Origin of the sequence: Halogeometricum sp. S1BR25-6, from assembly GCF_031624495.1 — an archaeon.
GTDB lineage: Archaea > Halobacteriota > Halobacteria > Halobacteriales > Haloferacaceae > Halogeometricum > Halogeometricum salsisoli.
The window spans coordinates 331,196-350,357 of record NZ_JAMQOP010000001.1; the positions used below are offsets into that span (position 1 = coordinate 331,196).

At 69.3% G+C, this 19,162-nt stretch carries 18 protein-coding genes; 11 read left to right on the plus strand and 7 right to left on the minus strand.

Annotated elements, in window-relative coordinates; all coding sequences use genetic code 11:
- Positions 1–58: 58 nt before the first annotated feature.
- Both NDI76_RS01710 and NDI76_RS01715 read left to right on the plus strand, forming a co-directional pair.
- Positions 59–430 carry a VOC family protein gene (locus NDI76_RS01710; RefSeq protein ID WP_310922253.1) on the plus strand — a complete coding sequence of 124 codons (372 nt, stop codon included), beginning with the start codon at positions 59–61 and terminating at the stop codon, positions 428–430.
- Between the two features lie 49 nt (positions 431–479).
- On the plus strand, positions 480–956 hold the full coding sequence (locus tag NDI76_RS01715; RefSeq protein WP_310922254.1) for a ferritin-like domain-containing protein: 477 nt from the start codon (positions 480–482) through the stop codon (positions 954–956).
- Between the two features lie 191 nt (positions 957–1,147).
- Here the strand turns inward: NDI76_RS01715 and NDI76_RS01720 are convergent, their stop codons facing one another.
- The 4 genes from NDI76_RS01720 to NDI76_RS01735 all read right to left on the minus strand — a co-directional run bounded on the left by NDI76_RS01720 (position 1,148) and on the right by NDI76_RS01735 (position 5,422).
- Positions 1,148–3,277 (minus strand): (Fe-S)-binding protein, encoded by a 2,130-nt coding sequence (locus tag NDI76_RS01720; RefSeq protein ID WP_310922255.1) that lies wholly within the window; start codon positions 3,275–3,277, stop codon positions 1,148–1,150.
- Positions 3,278–3,355: 78 nt separating this feature from the next.
- Positions 3,356–4,078, minus strand: coding sequence for an energy-coupling factor transporter transmembrane component T family protein (locus tag NDI76_RS01725; protein ID WP_310922256.1), 723 nt, complete (start codon positions 4,076–4,078; stop codon positions 3,356–3,358).
- Entirely contained in the window at positions 4,069–4,797 is a 729-nt protein-coding gene (locus NDI76_RS01730; protein WP_310922257.1) for an energy-coupling factor ABC transporter ATP-binding protein, read from the minus strand. Before NDI76_RS01730 ends, NDI76_RS01725 begins: the two co-directional genes overlap by 10 nt.
- 19 nt (positions 4,798–4,816) lie before the next feature.
- On the minus strand, positions 4,817–5,422 hold the full coding sequence (locus NDI76_RS01735; protein WP_310922258.1) for a biotin transporter BioY: 606 nt from the start codon (positions 5,420–5,422) through the stop codon (positions 4,817–4,819).
- 150 nt (positions 5,423–5,572) lie between these two features.
- Here NDI76_RS01735 and NDI76_RS01740 point away from each other — a divergent pair, with 150 nt between their 5' ends.
- The gene (locus NDI76_RS01740) at positions 5,573–6,184 is read left to right on the plus strand and encodes a conditioned medium-induced protein 4 (protein WP_310922259.1); all 612 of its coding nucleotides are present in this window, start codon (positions 5,573–5,575) and stop codon (positions 6,182–6,184) included.
- A 109-nt stretch (positions 6,185–6,293) separates the two neighbouring features.
- Positions 6,294–9,812 (plus strand): LAGLIDADG family homing endonuclease, encoded by a 3,519-nt coding sequence (locus NDI76_RS01745; protein WP_310922261.1) that lies wholly within the window; start codon positions 6,294–6,296, stop codon positions 9,810–9,812.
- A 62-nt stretch (positions 9,813–9,874) separates the two neighbouring features.
- Here NDI76_RS01745 and NDI76_RS01750 read toward each other — a convergent pair whose 3' ends face one another.
- Positions 9,875–11,113 carry a trans-sulfuration enzyme family protein gene (locus NDI76_RS01750; RefSeq protein WP_310922262.1) on the minus strand — a complete coding sequence of 413 codons (1,239 nt, stop codon included), beginning with the start codon at positions 11,111–11,113 and terminating at the stop codon, positions 9,875–9,877.
- 154 nt (positions 11,114–11,267) lie between these two features.
- On the opposite strand from NDI76_RS01750, the gene NDI76_RS01755 reads away from it, so the two are divergent.
- The 5 genes from NDI76_RS01755 to NDI76_RS01775 all read left to right on the plus strand — a co-directional run bounded on the left by NDI76_RS01755 (position 11,268) and on the right by NDI76_RS01775 (position 14,300).
- Positions 11,268–11,552 (plus strand): DUF7854 family protein, encoded by a 285-nt coding sequence (locus NDI76_RS01755; protein WP_310922263.1) that lies wholly within the window; start codon positions 11,268–11,270, stop codon positions 11,550–11,552.
- 66 nt (positions 11,553–11,618) lie between these two features.
- Positions 11,619–11,957, plus strand: a complete 339-nt coding sequence (locus NDI76_RS01760) for a DUF7855 family protein (RefSeq protein ID WP_310922264.1) — start codon at positions 11,619–11,621, stop codon at positions 11,955–11,957.
- On the plus strand, positions 11,954–12,847 hold the full coding sequence (locus NDI76_RS01765; RefSeq protein WP_310922265.1) for a DUF7856 family protein: 894 nt from the start codon (positions 11,954–11,956) through the stop codon (positions 12,845–12,847). The genes NDI76_RS01760 and NDI76_RS01765 overlap by 4 nt, the downstream gene beginning before the upstream one ends.
- Positions 12,848–12,894: 47 nt before the next feature.
- Positions 12,895–13,632 carry a DUF7857 domain-containing protein gene (locus tag NDI76_RS01770; RefSeq protein WP_310922266.1) on the plus strand — a complete coding sequence of 246 codons (738 nt, stop codon included), beginning with the start codon at positions 12,895–12,897 and terminating at the stop codon, positions 13,630–13,632.
- A complete protein-coding gene (locus NDI76_RS01775; protein WP_310922267.1) occupies positions 13,629–14,300 on the plus strand; it encodes a MinD/ParA family ATP-binding protein in 672 nt (223 codons plus the stop codon). The genes NDI76_RS01770 and NDI76_RS01775 overlap by 4 nt, the downstream gene beginning before the upstream one ends.
- A 107-nt stretch (positions 14,301–14,407) precedes the next feature.
- Here the strand turns inward: NDI76_RS01775 and NDI76_RS01780 are convergent, their stop codons facing one another.
- Positions 14,408–15,298 (minus strand): transcription initiation factor IIB, encoded by an 891-nt coding sequence (locus NDI76_RS01780; RefSeq protein ID WP_310922269.1) that lies wholly within the window; start codon positions 15,296–15,298, stop codon positions 14,408–14,410.
- A gap of 161 nt (positions 15,299–15,459) precedes the next feature.
- Here NDI76_RS01780 and NDI76_RS01785 point away from each other — a divergent pair, with 161 nt between their 5' ends.
- On the plus strand, positions 15,460–15,981 hold the full coding sequence (locus NDI76_RS01785; RefSeq protein WP_310922270.1) for a DUF7858 family protein: 522 nt from the start codon (positions 15,460–15,462) through the stop codon (positions 15,979–15,981).
- 1 nt (position 15,982) lies between these two features.
- Here NDI76_RS01785 and NDI76_RS01790 read toward each other — a convergent pair whose 3' ends face one another.
- Positions 15,983–16,771 (minus strand): P-loop NTPase family protein, encoded by a 789-nt coding sequence (locus NDI76_RS01790; RefSeq protein WP_310922271.1) that lies wholly within the window; start codon positions 16,769–16,771, stop codon positions 15,983–15,985.
- Positions 16,772–16,911: 140 nt separating this feature from the next.
- On the opposite strand from NDI76_RS01790, the gene NDI76_RS01795 reads away from it, so the two are divergent.
- Positions 16,912–19,158 (plus strand): PAS domain S-box protein, encoded by a 2,247-nt coding sequence (locus NDI76_RS01795; RefSeq protein ID WP_310922272.1) that lies wholly within the window; start codon positions 16,912–16,914, stop codon positions 19,156–19,158.
- Positions 19,159–19,162: the final 4 nt, after the last annotated feature.

A 19,162-nucleotide genomic window follows, 5' to 3' on the forward strand; every position in this document is an offset into this window, starting at 1 on the left:
CGCGCCCGCCGAACGAGCATCCACGGTCTATTTTACCCGCGCGTCCGAGCGGACCGCTATGCGTCTGATACACACGGCGATAACCGTTTCGGACCTCGATGCGATGCTGGAGTTCTACGGCGAACTCGGCCTCTCGAAGACGGGCGAGTTCACGCTGAACGGCGTCGAGAACGTCTACGTCGGGAGCGGCGACGGACTGGAACTCCAGTTCAAACACGACCCCGACTCGGAGGAAGGGGTCGACCCCGCGGGCATCGACCACCTCGCCGTCGAAGTCGACGACGTCGACGAGGCGTTCGAGGAACTCGTCGACGCCACCGACTGCCCGGTCGTCCGCGACCCCTTCGACGTCGACCCCGCCGGCGCCCGCGCGGCGTTCGTTGAGGACCCCGACGGCTACGTCGTCGAACTGGTCGAGTACCTGGAGTAGCGTCCGCCGGCGGGTACCTATTTTTACCTTCGGGACGAACGTTCGGGCGATGCCAGAAACCGAGCAAGCGACGGACAACGACGAGGCCATCGAACTGCTGAAGAAGGCGTATCTCGACGAACTGGAGACGGTGATGAACTACCTGACGAACTCCATTGTCCTCGACGGCGTCCGCGCCGAGGAGATAAAGGGGTCGCTGCAGGAGGACATCCAGGAGGAACTCGGCCACGCCGAACAGATCGGTCAGCGCCTCAAGCAACTCGACGAGGTGCCGCCCGGGTCGGCCGACTTCCAGGCCGCTCAGACGAACCTCCAACCCCCCGAGGACAGCACCAGCGTCATCTCCGTCATCGAAGGCGTCATCGAGGCCGAGAACGACGCCATCGAGACCTACCGCGCGCTCATCGACGCCGCCGAAGAGGCCAACGACCCGGTGACCGAGGACCTCGCGGTCACCCTCCTCGCCGACGAGGAGGCCCACCGGGCCGAGTTCCGCGGCTTCCGCAAAGAGTACAAGAGCGACTGAACGACGGAACGCCGACCGGTCGCCTCGGTTCGTCGTCCCGGCTTGCCGCGCCCTCCTCTCGCCACTGCGTCGCTATAGTAGCGTCTGCAAGTCATCACACACTCGACCGCACGACTGCGGGCGGTCGGATGAGTACACAGTTGTAGACGCTACTATAGCTTCGGCGCCGAAGTTCGCGTTCGCGTTCACGTTCACGGCGCTCCGGTATCCGTTCTCTCGGCGCCGGCAGCGGTCCCGGACCCGCCGGCCCCACGCTTCGACTCCAGCGCTTCCACCAGCAACTCGGCCACGTCGATTATCTCGATGTCGTCCTCGTAGTCGCCCGTCTTTCGTCCGTCCTCGTACATCGTTGCACACATCGGACAGGCGACGACGAACTTCTCGACCGCTCCTCCGGCGGCGGTGTCTTCGAGGGCCTCCCGCAACCGCTCCTCGCTCGGTTTCGTCTCCTCTTCGTGCTCCATCCAGAGACCGCCGCCGCCCCCACCGCAACAGAAGGAGTCCGAGCGGTTGCGCGGCATCTCTGCGAGCGTCGCGCCCGTTGCGCGCACCAACTCCCTCGGGGCCTCGTACTCGTCGTTGAACCGTCCGAGGTGACAGGGGTCGTGGTAAGTGACGGCGTAGTCTATCTCGGACCCGTCGAGGCCGACGCGCCCCTCGCGGACGAGCGTCTCGACCACCTGCGTGTAGTGGTAGACCGGGTAGTCGAACTCCGGGTCCATCTCGGGGTACTCGTTCAGGAACGTGTTGTACGAGTGCGGGTCCGTGCAGACGATTTTGTCGAACTCGCAGTCGTGGACGGCCTCGCCGTTGTCCTCAACGAGCATCTCGTAGAGTCCCTCCTCGCCGACGCGGCGCACGTCGTTGCCGTCGTTCTGTTCGTCCTCGTAGAGGATGCCGTAGGAGACGCCCGCGAGTTCGAAGAGGCGAGCGAGCGACCGCGCGACGCGGCGGTTTCGCTCGTCGTAGGAGGGGTAGTCGCCGACGTACCAGAGAAACTCGACGTCCTCCTCGCGAGCGTCCGGCACCTCGAAGTCGAGGTCCTCCGTCCAGTCGGGGCGCTTTCTCGCCGGGTCGCCGAAGGCGTTGCCGTTCTGGAAGACGTTCATCATCGCCTCCTGGACGGGTTCCTGCATCTGTCCCGTCTCGGTCAGGCGGCGGTTCATCTCGGTGAAGTGGCTCAGGTGTTCGATGTCGACCGGACAGGAGTCCATGCAGGCCATGCAGGCCATGCAGGACTCCATCGTCTCCGCGTCGATGACGGAGGTTCCGCCGTCGGCGATAATGTCCACCTCTTCGGTCCGCCCCGCGTCCAACTCCTCGCGGTAGCGCTTCAGGTCGAGGATGACGTCCCGCGGGTCGAGGGGTCTCCCCGACGCTTTCGCGGGGCAGACCGCCGAACACCGGCCGCACTTCGTGCAGGCGTCGGTGTCGAGCAGTTGCTTCCACGAGAGGTCCTCGATGGACGTGTAGCCTATCTCCTCGGGGCTCTCGTCGGCGGGGACGCCCGGCAGTCGCACGCCCGCTTTCTCGTCGGCGGTGACGACGTTGGCGAACGAGGATATCATGTGGAACGGTTTCGCGGCGGGGACGAACGCGACGAACCCGAGGGCGATGATGGCGTGGGACCACCACGCGGGCCAGTAGAGCGTCTCGGCGAGGCCCGCCGACATCCCCGCGGCGTCGAAGCCGAGGGCGAGGAAGTAGCCGACGAACGACACCGTCTCCCACTCGGGGAACTCGGTGCCGACGATGCGGAGCGCTTCGAGGAGATAGCCGCCGACGCCGAGGACGAACAGCGTCCAGACGAACACGTCGTCCTCGCGGCCGGTGTGTCTGCCCCACAGACGCTCCTCGCGGACGGCGTAGCGCCGGTAGAGGGCCATGCCGACGCCGACGACGAACAGGAAGCCGAGGGCGTCCATCACGAACGAGTACGAGAGGTAGAAGTCGCCGACGAAGAACGACTCGCCCGTGATGCGGCGATAGAAGTCGATGTCGATGGCGAGGATGGTCGTCCCGATGAGCAGGGTGAGAAAGCCCCATAGGATGAACGCGTGCATGATTCCCCCGTACAGGTCGCGGTCGAACTGCTTCTCGTTCGAGAGGACGATTCGCGAGGCCCGACGGACGCGCCCCGAGAAGTCGTCGAGTCGGTCAAACGCATCGGCCTCGCCCTCCGCGTAGCGGGCGAACCGCTCGTAGACCCCGTACAGAAAGACAACCACGGCCATCGCGGCGAGGGCGTAGAATACCGCCTCACCCACCGGCGAGATGGTCCAGAACGTCTCCCGAGTCGGTTCCGACTGCAAGAGTATCATAGTTTATTAGCCGGAAACGGAGCGGTTAAATCTTGTCTCCGGACGTCCCGCGAACGCGGCGTCGTCCCCCGGAACCGGTCAGAGAACCGCCGACGCGGCGAGGGCGACGGCGAGACAGAGCGCCGGGTAGTCCCGGCGCGCGAACCGCAACTCGGGGAGCGTCGGGTTCCACGCGAAGCACCGGGCGCGGAGCGCCAGCGCCAGTCGGTCCGACCGGGCGAACGCGCGGCGGACGCCCGCGGCGGCGACGGCGCGCATCCGCGCTCGGAGGGGTCGCCGGTCGCCCAGACGCGCCGTCGACGCCTCGCGGACGCGTCGGAGGTCCGCGAGGAGGAGCGGGAAAAAGCGGAAGACGAGGCCGACGCCGACGCCGAGGAAGCGGCCGACGCGGCCCGGCACGACGCGCTCTATCGCGGCGCGGGAGTCGCGGACCGGCGTCGTCCGGAGGTACGTCGCCGAGACGAGGAGGACCAGGAGAACGCGATAGCTCGCCAGCGCGGGTTCGACGGCCGCGGACGGGTCGACGCCGACGGGGAGCGGTCCGGCCGAGGAGAGCGTCACCGTCCGCGCGAGGGGGGCGACGACGAGGAAGGGAAGCGCCGGCGCGAACCCGCGGAGGGCGTCGACAGGCGAGACGCGCCCCGCGAGGAGGATTCCGGCCGCGAGGGCGGTGCACGTGGCGAGTCCGGCCGGCTCGGTCCGCGCGAACACGGCGAGGGCGAAGGCGGCCTGCACGAACAGTTTCGTCCGCGGGTCGAGTCGGTGAGCGACGGAGTCGCCCGGGCAGTACGTCAGCGGCATCGGCCGGTGGAGCGGCGGCGCGGCGCGCGCACGTCGTACGCCTCCAACTCGTCGACGACCCGATCCGGCGTTCCGTCCGCGACGACCCGAGCGTCGGCCATCACGACGGCCCTGTCCGCGAGTCCGAGCACGTCGCGCACGTCGTGCGTGACGACGACGACGCTCGTCCCCGCGTCGTTCAGGGTTTCGAGTCTGTCGAGCACCGCCTCGCGCGCGGGCGCGTCGAGTCCGGTGAACGGTTCGTCGAGGACGAGGTGGCTCGGCCGCATCGCCAGCGCCCCCGCGATGGCGGCGCGTTCCTGCTCGCCGCCGGAAAGTTCGTCCACGCGGGCGTCCCTTCTCTCGCTCAGGTTCACGGCGTTGAGGGCGTCCGCGACGCGTTCGTCTATCTCGTCTCGGGGCAGGCCGAGGTTCTCCGGACCGAACGCCACGTCCCCGCCCACCGTCGCGGCGACGAACTGGTCGCGCGGTTCTTGAAACACCATCCCGACGGCGGTTCTGGCGGCGACGGGGTGCTCTGAGACCGAGCGACCGTCGACGAATACCTCCCCCGAATCGGGTTCGAGGAGGCCGTTGAAGTGGCGCACGAGCGTGGTCTTGCCGGACCCGTTCGCGCCGGCCAGCAGGACGAACTCGCCGTCGTCGATGTCCAGCGTCACGCCGTCGACGGCGACGCTGTCGCCGTAGTGGTGGACCAGCGACTCGGTGCGGACGGTCACCGTTCGACCCTCCGCCCCGTCATTCGGCCGTCGCGGCGTCGCTCCGGACGACGCCGACGGCGGCGGCCATCTTCACCGCCTCGAACGGGACGAACGCGAGGGCGCTGACGACGAACGCGCGGGTGAGGGCCTCCGGAGCGAACGCGCCGGCGAGACCGTTCTCGACGATGGCGTAGCCGACGGTGCCGAGGGCGTAGATGACGACGGTGCCGGCGACCATACCACCGACGAGGCGAATCAGCCCCACCTCGGATGGGTCGCGCAGGTCGCCGACTCCGTGGACGATAGCCCCGATGAGGGCCGCCGCGAGCGGGTACGACCAGAGAAAGCCGGCGGTGTAGCTCACGAACGACCCGAGACCGGCGGACCCGCCGGCGAAGACGGGGGCGCCGGCGGCGCCGGCGACGAGGTAGAGAACGAGGGACGCGCCGCCCCAGACCGGCCCCAGAAAGATGCCAGCGAGGAAGACACCGAGTACCTGCAGGCTCACCGGGACGGGCGAGACGGGGTTCGGGAACGAGACGTAGGCGAACGCGCCCGTGAGTGCCGCGAACAGCGCCGCGCGGGCGACGTTGCCAACCACGTCGTCGCCGACGAGTTCGACCGACTCCGCGTTAGTCGACATACTCCTCCGTGTCTCGTAAACCACTATCAGTCGTTCGGTTTACGAAGCTGCTGGCCCAGTCGAGCGGTCGGCGCTCGGGTCGGCGTTCGCCCCGCGGACCGGCGGCGCGCCGGCAAAGTTTTGTACGTTCGCAGCGCCTACCGGGCGGTCATGGACGAGAAGACGGCCGAACTCAGGGACATCTTCGTCGAGACGACGGGGTCGGAGTCGGTGACGGAGCGACAGGAGGAGTCGCCCGGGTCGTTGACGGACGCCCCCGACGACGAGGAGCGAAACCGCCGGGTTGCGGAACTCGTCGCGGCGATGCGGGAGCGCTACGAGTTCGAGTCGGACCTCTCGGGCGAGGACTTACGTCGGGTCGTCCGCGGGTTCTTCGACGGCGACGCCGACGCGGAACTCGCGGCGGTTCTGGAGGCGAACGCCGACAAGGCGGACGTGTTCGTCGCGCGGACGGACCTCCACCTCCTCCGGGAGTCGGACGCCGACGCGCCGTTCTCGCTCGACGCGTTGCGGTCGCTCCTCGACGACGGCGCGGACGACGAGGCGTGCGCGGCCGCACTCGACGCCGACGCCGAGACGGTGGCGCGCGCCCGCCGCGTCGTCGAGGCGCGGCGCGAGGCGACGCGCGCGAACGACCGCTTCCGCGGCGAGTTCGAGGAACTGTTGACCGACTCGGACCTCTCGGCGCGACTCGCGGAGGACGCCCGCCGCGACGGCCTGCGCGAGGCCACCGAGGACATCGAGACGGACGTTTCGTTGTAGGTCGGCGCTCCGCCGCGGCTTCTCTCCGCGGGACCCGACGGCGACCACCTCTCCACTACTTCCGCTCCGAACGAAGACTCTTACCCGATGGGGGACTTACTCCGGTTCGATGGCACAGGCCCCGCAGGACCCGGACGTGGACCTCACCGACCGGTTCGTCCAGTTCTACAGAAAGTACTACAGCGACGATATCGGCCGCCTCGCTCAGCGGTATCCGAACGAACAGCGCTCGTTGTACGTCGACTACGACGACCTGTTCCGCTTCGACGAGGACCTCGCGGAGGACTACCGCAAGAAACCCGACCAGATACGCGAGTACGCCGAGGAGGCCCTCCGCCTCTACGACCTCCCGGTCGACGTGAAACTCGGGCGCGCGCACGTCCGCCTCCACAACCTCCCGGACTCCGTCGACATCAGGAACATCCGCGTCCACGACGACCACATCGGACGGATGGTCTCGGTCAAAGGAATCGTCCGCAAGGCGACGGACGTCCGCCCGAAGATAACCGAGGCCGCCTTCGAGTGTCAGCGCTGCGGGACGATGACGTACATCCCGCAGACCGACAGCGGCTTTCAGGAACCCCACGAGTGTCAGGGCTGCGAGCGACAGGGACCGTTCCACGTCGACTTCGACCAATCGGAGTTCGTCGACTCCCAGAAACTGCGCGTCCAAGAGAGCCCCGAGGGCCTGCGGGGCGGCGAGACGCCGCAGAGCATCGACATCGACACGGAAGACGACATCACGGGTAGAGTGACCGCCGGCGACCACGTCACCGTCACGGGCGTCCTCCACATCGAACAGCAGACTTCCAACCAAGAGAAGACGCCCATCTTCGACCTCTACATGGACGGCGTCGCCATCGAGATAGAGGACGAGGAGTTCGAGGACATGGACATCTCCGAGGAGGACGTCGCGGAGATTATCGAACTCTCGAACGAGGAGAACATCTACGAGAAGATGGTCGGCTCCGTCGCTCCCTCCATCTACGGCTACGAACAGGAGAAACTCGCGATGATCCTCCAACTGTTCTCCGGCGTCACCAAACACCTCCCCGACGGGTCGCGGATTCGGGGGGACTTACACATGCTGCTGATAGGGGACCCGGGTACGGGGAAGTGCGTCGCCGGAGACACCCGGGTGACGATGGCCGACGGATCGGAGGTTCCCATCCGCGAACTCGTGGAGCGAAACCTCGACGACCCGAAACCAGTGGACGACGGCGTGTGGGACTCGGTCGACTTCGCGGTGCCGTCGATGGCGCACGACGGGTCGATATCGTCGCGGCGGGCGACGAAGGTCTGGAAGCGCGAGGCACCTGAGCGGATGTACGAGATTCGGACCGCCAGCGGGCGCGAACTCACCGTCACGCCGTCGCACCCGCTGTTCGTCGGTCGCGACGGCGGCACCGACGCCGTCGTCGCCGAGAACCTCGAACCGGGCGAGTTCGTCGCCGTCCCCCGGTCGCTCCCAGCCGAGGGCGACGACTCGCTCGACGTCTCGATACGCCGTTCGCAGTCGAACAACGCCGTGCGACTCGACGTCCCCGACCGACTGACGCCGTCGCTCGCGCGTCTCCTCGGGTACGTCGCCGCCGAAGGCTACGTCGAGCGACGCGACTCGGGAAGCGCGTTCGTCTCGCTGACGAACAACGACCGCGAGATACTCGACGACGTCGCCGACGCACTCGCCGAACTCGGCCTCTCGGCGACCGAACGCTCCCCGCACGACGGAAAGACCGCGAGGGAACTCACCTGCTCGTCGTCCGAACTGGTGAGCCTCCTCGAAGCACTCGAACCGGCGCTGCTGGAGGGGTCCGGTGAACAGCGCGTCCCCGGATCGATTCTCCGAGCGACGCGCCCCGTCAAGCGAGGGTTCCTCCGCGCCTTTGTCGACGCGGAAGGCACCGTCTCTCCGACGCAACGAGAGGCGACCATCTCTTCGACGAGCCGCGACGTTCTCGAAGGGGTTCGGAGTCTTCTCCTCGCGTTCGGCGTCGACTCACAGCTTCGACCGAAGGCGGGCGGCAGTTTCCGCCTCCGAATCAGCGGCGACGACTTCGCCCGCTACACCGAACGAGTCGGCTTCGTCGTCGAACGGAAGAGCGAGGCCGCCGCAGCGGTCGTCGACGCCGACGGAAACACGAATCGAGACGTCGTTCCCGGCGTCGGTGGAACGCTCCGCGACCTGCGCGAATCGCTCGGACTGGCGCAGGCTGACTGCGGACTCCCGCGCAGTACGTACCAACACTACGAGCGCGGCGACCGGAATCCGAGTCGGGACAGCCTCCGGACGGTCGTGCAGACGTTCGCGAAGGCCGCCGAGGACGGACTCGCCGCCGACGGCGACGGCGGCGCGAGCGTCGAACGCCGACTCGCCTCGCTCCGCGCCCTCGCGGACGGCGATATCGCGTGGGACCGAATCGAGGCCATTGAGCCGGTTGAATCCGACGAGGAGTGGGTGTACGACCTCGAAATCGAGGGGACGCACAACTTCCTCACGAACAACGTCGTCTCTCACAACTCCCAGATGCTCCAGTATATCCGGAACATCGCGCCCCGGTCGGTGTACACCTCCGGGAAGGGTTCCTCCTCAGCGGGTCTTACTGCAGCGGCTGTACGCGACGATTTCGGCGACGGGCAGCAGTGGACGCTCGAAGCAGGCGCCCTCGTCCTCGCCGACAAGGGTATCGCGGCCGTGGACGAACTGGACAAGATGCGGCCGGAAGACCGCTCTGCGATGCACGAGGGTCTCGAACAGCAGCAGATTTCGGTGTCGAAGGCCGGTATCAACGCCACGCTCAAAGCCAGATGTTCGCTGCTCGGCGCGGCGAACCCCAAGTACGGACGGTTCGACCAGTACGAACCCATCGGCGAGCAGATAGACCTCGAACCCGCGCTCATCTCGCGGTTCGACCTCATCTTCACGGTGACGGACGACCCCGACCCGGACACCGACGCCGAACTCGCGGACCACATCATCAACACGAACTACGCGGGCGAACTGCACACCCAGCGGACGAAGATAGCCAACTCCGAGTTCACCGAGGACGAGGTGAACGCGGTCACACAGGAGGTGGCCCCGGAGATAGACGCCGAACTCCTGCGGAAGTACATCGCCTACGCGAAGCGCAACTGTTACCCGACGATGACGCAGGAGGCCAAAGAGACCATCCGCGACTTCTACGTCAACTTCCGCGCGAAGGGCTCCGACGAGGACTCGCCCATCCCCGTCACCGCCCGGAAACTCGAAGCGCTCGTCCGCCTCGCGGAGGCGTCGGCGCGTGTTCGTCTCTCGGACACCGTCAGCGAGGAGGACGCCGTCCGCGTCACCAACATCGTCGAGTCCTGCCTGCGCGACATCGGGATGGACCCCGAGACGGGCGAGTTCGACGCCGACATCGTTGAGACGGGTACCTCGAAGAACCAGCGGGACCGGATCAAGAACCTGAAGGCGCTCATCAACGAACTCGAAGACGAGTACGAGGGCGGTGCGCCCGTGGACGAGGTGCTCGCCCGCGCGGAGGCGGAACTCAACCTCAGCGAGGGCAAGGCCGAACAGGAGATAGAGAGCCTGCGTCGGAAGGGCGAGGTGTACGAACCGCGGACCGACCACCTGCGGACGACGTAGTTACCGATTTCTCTTCGCGCGCCGTCGCTGTCGCCGCCGCCACCGAAGCCGACCTGACCGGCCTACAGCACCGCGTCCAACCCCCCCCGCACGTCAGCGACGAGGTCCGACTCGCGTTCGATGCCGACGCTCAGTCTGACGAGTCCGGGGTCGATGCCGGCGGCGCGGAGTTCCTCCGCCGTGAAGTCCTGATGCGTCATCGCCGCCGGCACCTCCACGAGGCTCTCGACGCCGCCGAGGCTCTCGGCGATGGTGACTGTTTCCAGCGCCGCGACGAACTCGGTGGCGTCGTCGACACCCCCCGAGAGTTCGAACGCGAGCATGCCGCCGAAGTCGGCCATCTGTCGGGCCGCAACCTCGTGGCCGGGGTGGGTGTCGAGGCCGGGGTAGTAGACGGTGTCGACGGCGGCGTGCGAGGCGAGGGCGTCCGCGACGGCCGCGGCGTTCCGGCAGTGGCGGTCCATCCGCGCCTGCAGCGTCTTCGCGCCGCGGCGGACGAGGAACGACTCGAACGGTCCGAGGACGGCGCCGCGGGTGTACTGGGTCTTCTCGAGTCGTCGCGCGAGATCCGCGTCGCGCGTGGCCACCGACCCGCCGATGGCGTCGGAGTGACCGTTGAGGTACTTCGTCAACGACTCCACGGAGAGGTCGGCGCCGAGTTCGAGCGGTCGCTGGAGGGCCGGGGAGGCGAACGTGTTGTCCACCGCCGCGACGGCGTCTACCTCGTGGGCGGCGTCCGCGACGGCGGCGATATCGACGACTCTGAGAAGCGGGTTCGTCGGCGTCTCGACGTAGACGAGGGCCGTCTCGTCGCGGACGGCCTCGCGAACGGCCGCTGAATCCGTCGCGTCGACGTGGGTGACCGAGACGCCGTAGCGCGGGTAGACGTCCGCCAACAGGTCGTACGTCTCCGCGTAGAGGCTGGACCCGGTGACGACGTGGTCGCCCGCGGAGAGCAGCGAGAAGACGGCGTCGATTGCGGCCATGCCGCTGGCGAACGCGTAGGCGTGCGTCGCGCCTTCGAGGTCCGCGACGACCGATTCGAGGTCGCCGCGCGTCGGCGCCGACATCCGGGAGTAGCGGTAGCGCCCGCCGAGCGCCGTCGACGACTCGTACTCGTACGTCGCGTTGGCGTAGATGGGCGTCACCAGGGCGTTGTCCGGTTTTTCCTCGCCGGCGTGGATGGCGCGGGTGTCGAGCGTTTCGGAGTTTCCCCCGTCAGTCCGTCCGTTCTCGACCCGTTCGTCGTTCGCCGGGTCGTTCGCGCGTCCGTCTTCCTCCGACGACTCTTCGCTGGGCATTACCCGTCGTATCTCGAAGGCGGTTGTCAATCTATCGTTGTCGGTGTATGTCCCGCTTCATCGAACGTGTGGGTCGTCCGGCGGTTCGCGGGCCTCGACGGCGAGGCGACCACGAGCCTTCTTGTACCGAGACGCGGAACGACTCGCAAGGTAGATGGACAGAATCTCCGCCCTGCGAAACGTCGAGGAGGCCCTCCGCGACTTCGAGTCCGGGGAGTCGGACCTCGCGGCGACCGAACGACGCGTCGTGGCCGTCCTGCGGACGTACGCGACCGACTTCGGGGGCGAGGCGGGCCTCGCCCCCTACCGGGCCGCCGGCGAGAACCGCGCGAACGGACTCGTCGTCGTCGCCGAGAGCGCCGACGAGGCCCGGGCCCGCGTGTACGACCTCCTGGACGAGACGCCCGGGTCGCTGACGTTCGACGTCGAACGCCTGTAACCGGGTCGGCGCCACACGAGTCAATTCGGGAGAGTTTTATCTCGGAGTGATAGTTCTCTCGTAACTGTGTTGCTCGTCGTGACCTACTCGCGCCCCGCCCGCGAGACGCTCCGGAACGTCTGTCGAACGCACGAGGAGACCGTCGTGCGGCGGTTCGGTCGCGCGGCCCTCCTCGCGGAGACGGAGTTCGGCGCCTTTCTCGCCTGCCGCCTCCGGGAGAAGCACGCCGCCGACGTGCAGGTCGAACGGACCGAACCGTTCAACGAGTTCGCCGACGCGCCCGCCTCGGTCCGGACGGCCGCCGCGGCCTACGAGGCCCGCGACTCCCCGAGCACGCCGTACGACAAGTTCGCCGCCGGCACCGACCACCCCTCGTCGGCGGCGATGCGCGACGGCGACCTGTGACCGCGGCCCTCCGCCGACCGATTCGCGTCCGCCTCCCTGACGGGAGCCTCCACGTCGGTCCGGTCGTCGACCTTCGGAGGGTCGAGGCGGCCCCCGACGCCGCGACGCTCCGCCGGGCGGTCGCGGGCGGACTCCCGGCCGAACCCGCCGCGCCGAGCGTCGTCCGCCCCCCGCCGACGCCGGTGCACCCGTTCGTCTCGCACCTCGCCGCGGGGATTGGACTCGACCGACGCGGCGCGCTGGCGGCCCTCGCGCGTCTCCGCGGTCACGACGCCGACGGGGCGCTGGCTGAACTCGACCGGGTTCGGAAGGCGATAGCCGATGCGGCGCCCGCGGAGACGGCCGACCTCGCCGCCGCGCGCCGTCGGGCGGCCGAGGCGGGCGTCGAAACCGACCGTCTCCGCGAACGCGCCGCGACGATTCGCGGTCGCGTCGAGGCTACTCGGGACACCGGCGGCGACGTCGCCGCCGCCGAAACCGACCTCGCGGAGACGATGCGGCGACTCTCGGAGGTGGCGACCGAACGCGTGGCCGCCAGACAGCGACTCGCCGCTCTGGAGGCGGAGGTGCGCCGGTCCCGTGACACCCGCGAGGCGCGTATGCGACTCGAAGACCGAGCGGCGAACCTCGAACGCGACGCGCGACGGGCACTCGCCGCCGCCGCCTACGACGCCTTCGCCGCCGCCGTGACTGCGCTCCCGCCGACGTTCGATGCCGACGCGGGGACTGGACCGGGCGAATTCGACGGCGACCCGCTCTCGGCCGCCCTCGCCGTGGCCCGGGCGGCCTCCCTCCGCGCTCCCGTCGTCGTTGACCCGACCGTCGTCGACCGGTTCGGCGGCCTCGCTCCCTCTGTCCGCTACCTCTCGGGGCCGGTCGTGGTCCGCTGACGCCGACTGATGTAGGTTAAAATACCAGCGCGCGGCCAGACCGGTCCATGGAGCACGACTGCACGACGGAATCGGTCGCCGGCGCGACGCTCGTAACGGTTCGCGTCCGCAACGAGGCGCCCGTTCCGCGCCGCGTCCGCGTCCGCAACGAACTCCCCGGTCCCGTCCTCCCGCCGCGGCGCGAAGGCGTCCCCGAACGGGGGTGGGACGAGAGCGGATTCGAGGGCGTCCTCGACGCCGGCGAGGAGCGAACGCTCGGATACGCCTGCCCGGTCGCCTCCGAGGGCGACCGCCCGGTCTCCGTGGCGTCGCTCGGCCGGGCGGAGGGGGAGAGAGAGGACGACCGGGAGAACGAAGCCATCCGCGCTCTGGGTCGGGCGCGACCGCCCGCCGACGCCGTTCCGGTTTCGGTTCCGGATTCGTCGCTCGCGTCCGAGTCGCCTTCCGACGGAGACGCTTTCGAACCTGCCGAGTCGGACGTCTCCGCGGAAAACAGCTCAGAACCGGACGTCAACGGCTCGAATCCGAAGCCCCGTCCGCCCGCGGTCGCCTCGTGGTTCGACGCGGTCGAGACGCGGGTGCGCCTCGCGGAGCGACTGACCGACGCCACGGCGGCGGATGCTGCGTCGGCGCTCGAAACCGCGGGCGACGTGTCCGGCCTGGCCTCGGCCGTCGCCGCCGACGAGGCGGCGCTCCGGGCCGTCGCGGCCCGCGCCGACGAACTCGCCGACCGGGCGGCCGAGACGGAGGCCGGTCCGGTCGTCGCCGCGTTGGAGGCGCCGTGATACTCGCCGTGACGGGCGGGAAGGGCGGCGTCGGCAAGTCGACGCTGGCCTTCGAACTCGGTGCCGCGACGAGCGCCGTCGTCGTCGACGCGGACGTCGGCATGGCCGACCTGCCCGCGGCCGCCGGCCCCGGTCCGGACCTCCACGACGTGCTCGCCGGTCGGGCGTCGGCCGTCGAGGCCGTCCGAGAGGGCGGAGCGGTGACGCTGCTCCCGTGCGGGCGGTCGCTCGCCGGTGCGCGGGCCGCCGACGTGGGCCGACTGGGCGAGGCGCTCCGCGATGTCGAACGGGCCTACGGCGACGTGGTGGTCGACTGCCCGGCGGGGATGAAGGCCGACGCGGGCGTTCCCCTCGCCGTCGTCGACGCCTGCGTCGTCGTCGCGTCGCCCCAACCGTACGCGCTGGCCGACGCCGTCCGAACGCGAGAGTTGGCGCGCGAACTCGACGCCGGACTCGTCGCCGTCGCGGTCAACCGCGCCGTCGACGACCCGCCCGAGGCCGTCTTCGAGGAGGTGCTCGGCGCCCCCGCGGTCACGGTTCCGTCGGATCCCCGCGTCGCCCGCGCCGTCGAGACCGGTCGCCCCGTCTGTCGCGTCGCCCCGTCGAGTCGCGCCGGGCGGGCGGTTCTGTCGCTCGCGCGGGCGGTCGACCGCTGTTCGAACGACTGAGCGGCCGCTTGGTTCTCCGGTCGCTCCGGTCCGCCGACTCCATCGCTCGGGAAAAATAGCCCTCGTCGCGCTCGGACCCTCGTAGTCGACCGCTTCGCCCGGTCCGTTCAGTTCTCCCGTTCCCGGAGCGCAGCGTACGTCTTCCGCAGGGTGACGGGCGTCACGTCGGCAACGGCGGCCGCCTCGGCCTGCGTCACGTCCGCGCCGACGTCGCGCGCGGCGGTGTACAGACACCCCGCGGCGACGCCGCCGGGGTTTCGTCCCGTCGAGAGGCCCGCCTCGGCCGCCTCCGCGACGTACTCGCGGGCGCGGCGTTCCGCCTCGCGCGAGAGGTCGAGGCGGGTGGCGAACCGCGGGACGTACTCCGCGGGGTCGACGGGACCCACGGGGAGTCCGAGTTCGCGGTTCAAGGCGTCGTAGGCGGCCGTCTGCTCGGCTCTCGTCGCCTTCGCCTCCGCGACGACTTCGCCGACGGTGCGCGAGACGTTCGCTGCGCGGCAGGCGGCGTAGACGCACGCGGCCGCGAACCCCTCCAGCGACCGCCCGCGAAGCAGGTCCTCCTTCTGCGCCGACCGGAACAACGAGCAGGCGTGGTCGCGGATGCGCTCGGGAAGCGACAACGCGCTCGTGAGACGGCGTATCTCGGTGAACGCGTACACCTGATTCCGCTCGCGTTTCGTGGAGATGCGAGCGCGGTTATGCTGGCGGCGGAGACGAGCCATCTGGCGGCGCTTCCGTCCCTTGAGACGCGTTGAACGACCGATTTCGGTCGAGAGGCCGCGGTCGTGGCGCGACCGGGTGAGCGGCGCGCCCGTGCGCTTGGGGTCGCCGGCGTCGTCGGCGAACGACCGCCACTCGGGACCGTGGTCGATGGCGTACTCGGAGACGACCAACCCGCAGTCGCCGCAGACCGTCTCGCGCCCGTCGGCGTGGAGTCGGCCGTCGCACTCGGGGCAGGCGTTCGTCGTCGTCGCGTCGTCGGCGCGTGCTTCAGTCATCACAATTGATTCTTGGCTCCGAATGGGTATTTAAACACTGGAATATATGCGCTTTCAGGCCTCGAAATAGCGCTCTAACCTACCGGTCACTGGTACGTACCGATATCAAATTTGAAAACAAATCGAAATCGATTACTACCGCTTCGTCGTAGACACTGCCGATGGGACTGGCGGATATCGCGGCGGAAACGGCGGTGACGACGAGCAAACAGGAGGTGCGCGGCGTCGCGACGGTGGACGACACCGACGTGGACCTCGCCGCCCGACTGCGCGACTGCGCGGACGCGCTTCCCTGCGCGCCGGCGGCCGCGGCCACGGTCGTCGAGCACTACGTCGACGGCGACGGCGTCGGCGACGCGGGACGGGCGGCCGGCGTCGCCCCCGTGACGGCAGCGAAGGTGCTCCACCGCGTCGGCGTCGAGGGCGTCACTCCGCTCGCGCCGACGGCGCGAAGGGTTCTCCGCGACTGGCTATCGGGGATGCTCTCCCGCGCAGACGCGCTCGAACTCACGGGCGCGGACGAGGCCGAGTTCGCCCTCGCGGCCTACGTCGAGACGCACGACCCGGTGCCGGAACTCGCCGAGGCGACGCGGCGGGACGCGGCGCGACCGCTCGGCGGCGACGCCCTCGTCCGCAAACGCGACGTGCTCGGGGAGACGATGAGCGCGTCGACGGATTTCTAACTCACTTCACGTACCGTTCGACGCCCGCGAGGAGGCCGCCGCTTCCCACGGCCTCGCTCACGTCGCGGCCCGTCGCGCCCGCCGCGAGGCGCGCGACGCCCTCGGCGAACGCCCCGCCCTCGTCGAGACACGAGGGCACCGACGCGGGGTCGGTCACCTCCGAGGCGGGCACCTCGCAGTCGGCCGCCTCGAACGTCCCGCGCGTCGCGACGACGAAGTCGGCTCCGCTCCCCACATGTTCGAGCCGCGTCCGCATCCGCTGGACGGCGTCCGCCCCGCGCGTCGTCCCCGGCGCGACGAGGACCACTCGGTCGGCCGCGTTCACCGCCGCGATGGCCTGATTGGCGGCGACCGGCGGCACGTCGACCAGCACGTGGTCGAACCGCTCGCTCGCCCGGTCCAACCGCGCCTCGAACCGCCGCGCGGCGTCCGGCGCCTTCGCCCGCGCGAACCGTTCGAGGGGGGCGAACGCCGGGCAGACGGAGACGCGGCCGGGAGTGTCGCAGTCGAGCGCCGTCAGCGCGTCCGACAGGGGCGCGTCGGCCGCGTCGGTCACGAGCGCCGTCAGGTCGGGTTCGATGCGGCCGTTGAGGTGGTCCGCGAGCCCCTGCGTCGCGTACGCGGCGTCGAACACGCCCACGTCCGCGCCGTCCGCGGCGAGGGCCGCGGCGGCCTCCAGCGTGCACCGCGTCGTCCCCGCGCCGCCGACGGCGCCGACGAGCGCTCCGACGTTCGCGTCGCCCGTCCGGTCACCGTCACCCGCTCCGCCCGCACTCTCTACATCGTGCATGCGTTCGATGGTCGCCTCCCCCTCCTAAAACGTCCGGTTGTGGAGAATGTATCCACCACGGTTATGTTCCGCGGCTCCCGCGACGTCGGGAATCCGACGGCTCAAAACACTTAACAGCGCTGACCCTCTCCTAAAACAACATGACTCGCGGTGCGGATGGTATCTCGATTCTCTGCGTCGACGACGACCCCCACTCCGCCGAGCGCACCGCTTCCTCGCTCGAACGCGCCGACGACCGCTTCTCCGTCACCGTCGCGACCGACGTCCCGGAGGGACTGGACGCCCTGACCGGCGGCGCGTTCGACTGCGTCGTCAGCGCCCACGACGAGTCGGGCACGGACGGACTGGCGTTCCTCGAAGCGGTCCGGGACGACCGTCCCTCACTCCCGTTCGTTCTCTTCACCGCCGACGGGGACGAGGACGTGGCGAGCGAGGCCATCTCGGCCGGCGTCACCGATTACGTGCGCATGGACGGCGCGGACTCGTACCGGACGCTCGCCGACGGTATCCGCGACGCCGTCGACTCCCACCGGGAGAACGGCGGGGAGGCGATACCCCACGCGCAGGCGGAAGCGATTCTCGACAGTTCGCCGGACGCCATCCTCGTAACCGTCGACGGACGTATCGTCTTCGCCAACTCCGCCGCGGTCGAACTGCACGAGGCCGACGACGCGACCGACCTGCTGGGACGGTCCGCCGAGGAACTAGTTCCCCCGGACAGTAGAGCGACGGCCGAGAGAGACATCTCGCGGATTCGGAGCGGCGACGAACGGATGACCCGGGCCCGCCGAACCCGACAGACGCTCGACGGGGAGACGCTCGCCGTCGAGGTGACCGCGCGGGCCATCACGTGGGACGGTGCGGACGGCATCGTCTCCGTCGTCCGCGACGTCTCCGAACGGGAGACGCGAGAGGACGAACGGACGCGCTACGCTGCCGCCTTCGCCGGGGCGATGGACGCCATCGTCGTCGCCGACAATGACGGCACGTACGTCGACGCCAACCGGAGCGCCTGCGACCTGTTCGGCGTCCCCCGGGAGGAACTGCTCGGCATGCGCATCGACGACTTCGCGGACGAGAGCTACGAGACGGACGACGCGTGGTCGGAGTTCCTGTCGGCGGGCGAAGAGAGGGGGATCTTCTCGCTCCGCAGACCCGACGGCGAGCGGCGAATCGTCGAGTACGCGGCGACGCGAGACGTCGTCCCCGGCGAGCATCTCTCGGTGCTGCGGGACGTGACCGACCGCGTCCGACTGATGCAGCGGCGACAGGCCGAGCACGACGCCTTAGAGCGGATGTATCGCGTCACCGCCGACCGGGAGGCCGCCTTCGAGGAGAAGGTGCGGCGCCTGCTCGAACTGGGGACGGAGTATCTGGACGTACCCTACGGCTTTCTGACGCGCATCGAAGACGGGACGCAGACCATCGTCCACGCCGTCGGCGACCACGAGTCGCTCAGTCCCGGCGAGTCGGCCCCGCTCTCGCGGGCGTACTGCCGGAAGGTCGTCGGCGACGAGGGACTCGTCGCGGTGCGGGACGCGGAGGCGGAGGGCTGGGGGGAGGACCCGGCCTACGAGGCGTTCGACCTCGGCTGTTACATCGGCGCGCGGGTCGTCACCGCCGACGACCTGTACGGGACGTTCTGTTTCGCGGGGACCGACCCGCGTTCCGAACCGTTCTCCGACGGCGAGCAGGCCATCGTGGAACTGATGGCGCGGTGGGTCGCCTACGAACTGGAGCGCCGAGAGCACACGCGCGAACTGCGGAGCCAGACCGACCGCTTGGACGAGTTCGCCTCGATGGTGAGCCACGACCTCAGGAACCCCCTCTCGGTCGCCAACGGCTATCTCGAACTCGTCCGGGAGGACGGCGACCCCGAGAAGTTCGACCGCATCGAGACGGCACTGGACCGGATGGACCGCATCGTCGGTGACCTGCTGTACCTCGCGCGGGAGAACGAGCAGATACGGGAACTCGAACCCGTCGACCTCGCGGGGGCGGTCCGACGGGCCTGGGAGACGGTCGACGGCGCCGACGGGGAGGCGACGCTCGCCGTCGATGGCGACCTCGGCGTGGTCACCGCCGACCCGAACCGACTGGCCCAACTGCTGGAGAACGTCTTCCGGAACAGCCTCGAACACGTCGGCCCCGCCGTCGGCGTTCGCGTCGTTCCCACGGACGACGGCTTCGCAATCGAGGACGACGGCCCCGGCATCCCGCCGGAGCGACGCGAGCAGGTGTTCGAGCAGGGGTTCACCACGCACCGCGAGGGCACCGGGTTCGGCCTCGCAATCGTCAAGCAGATAGCCGACGGCCACGGCTGGACCGTCTCCGTCGCCGAGAGCGAGGCGGGCGGCGCGCGCTTCGAGTTGGGCGACGTCAGGTGAGGCG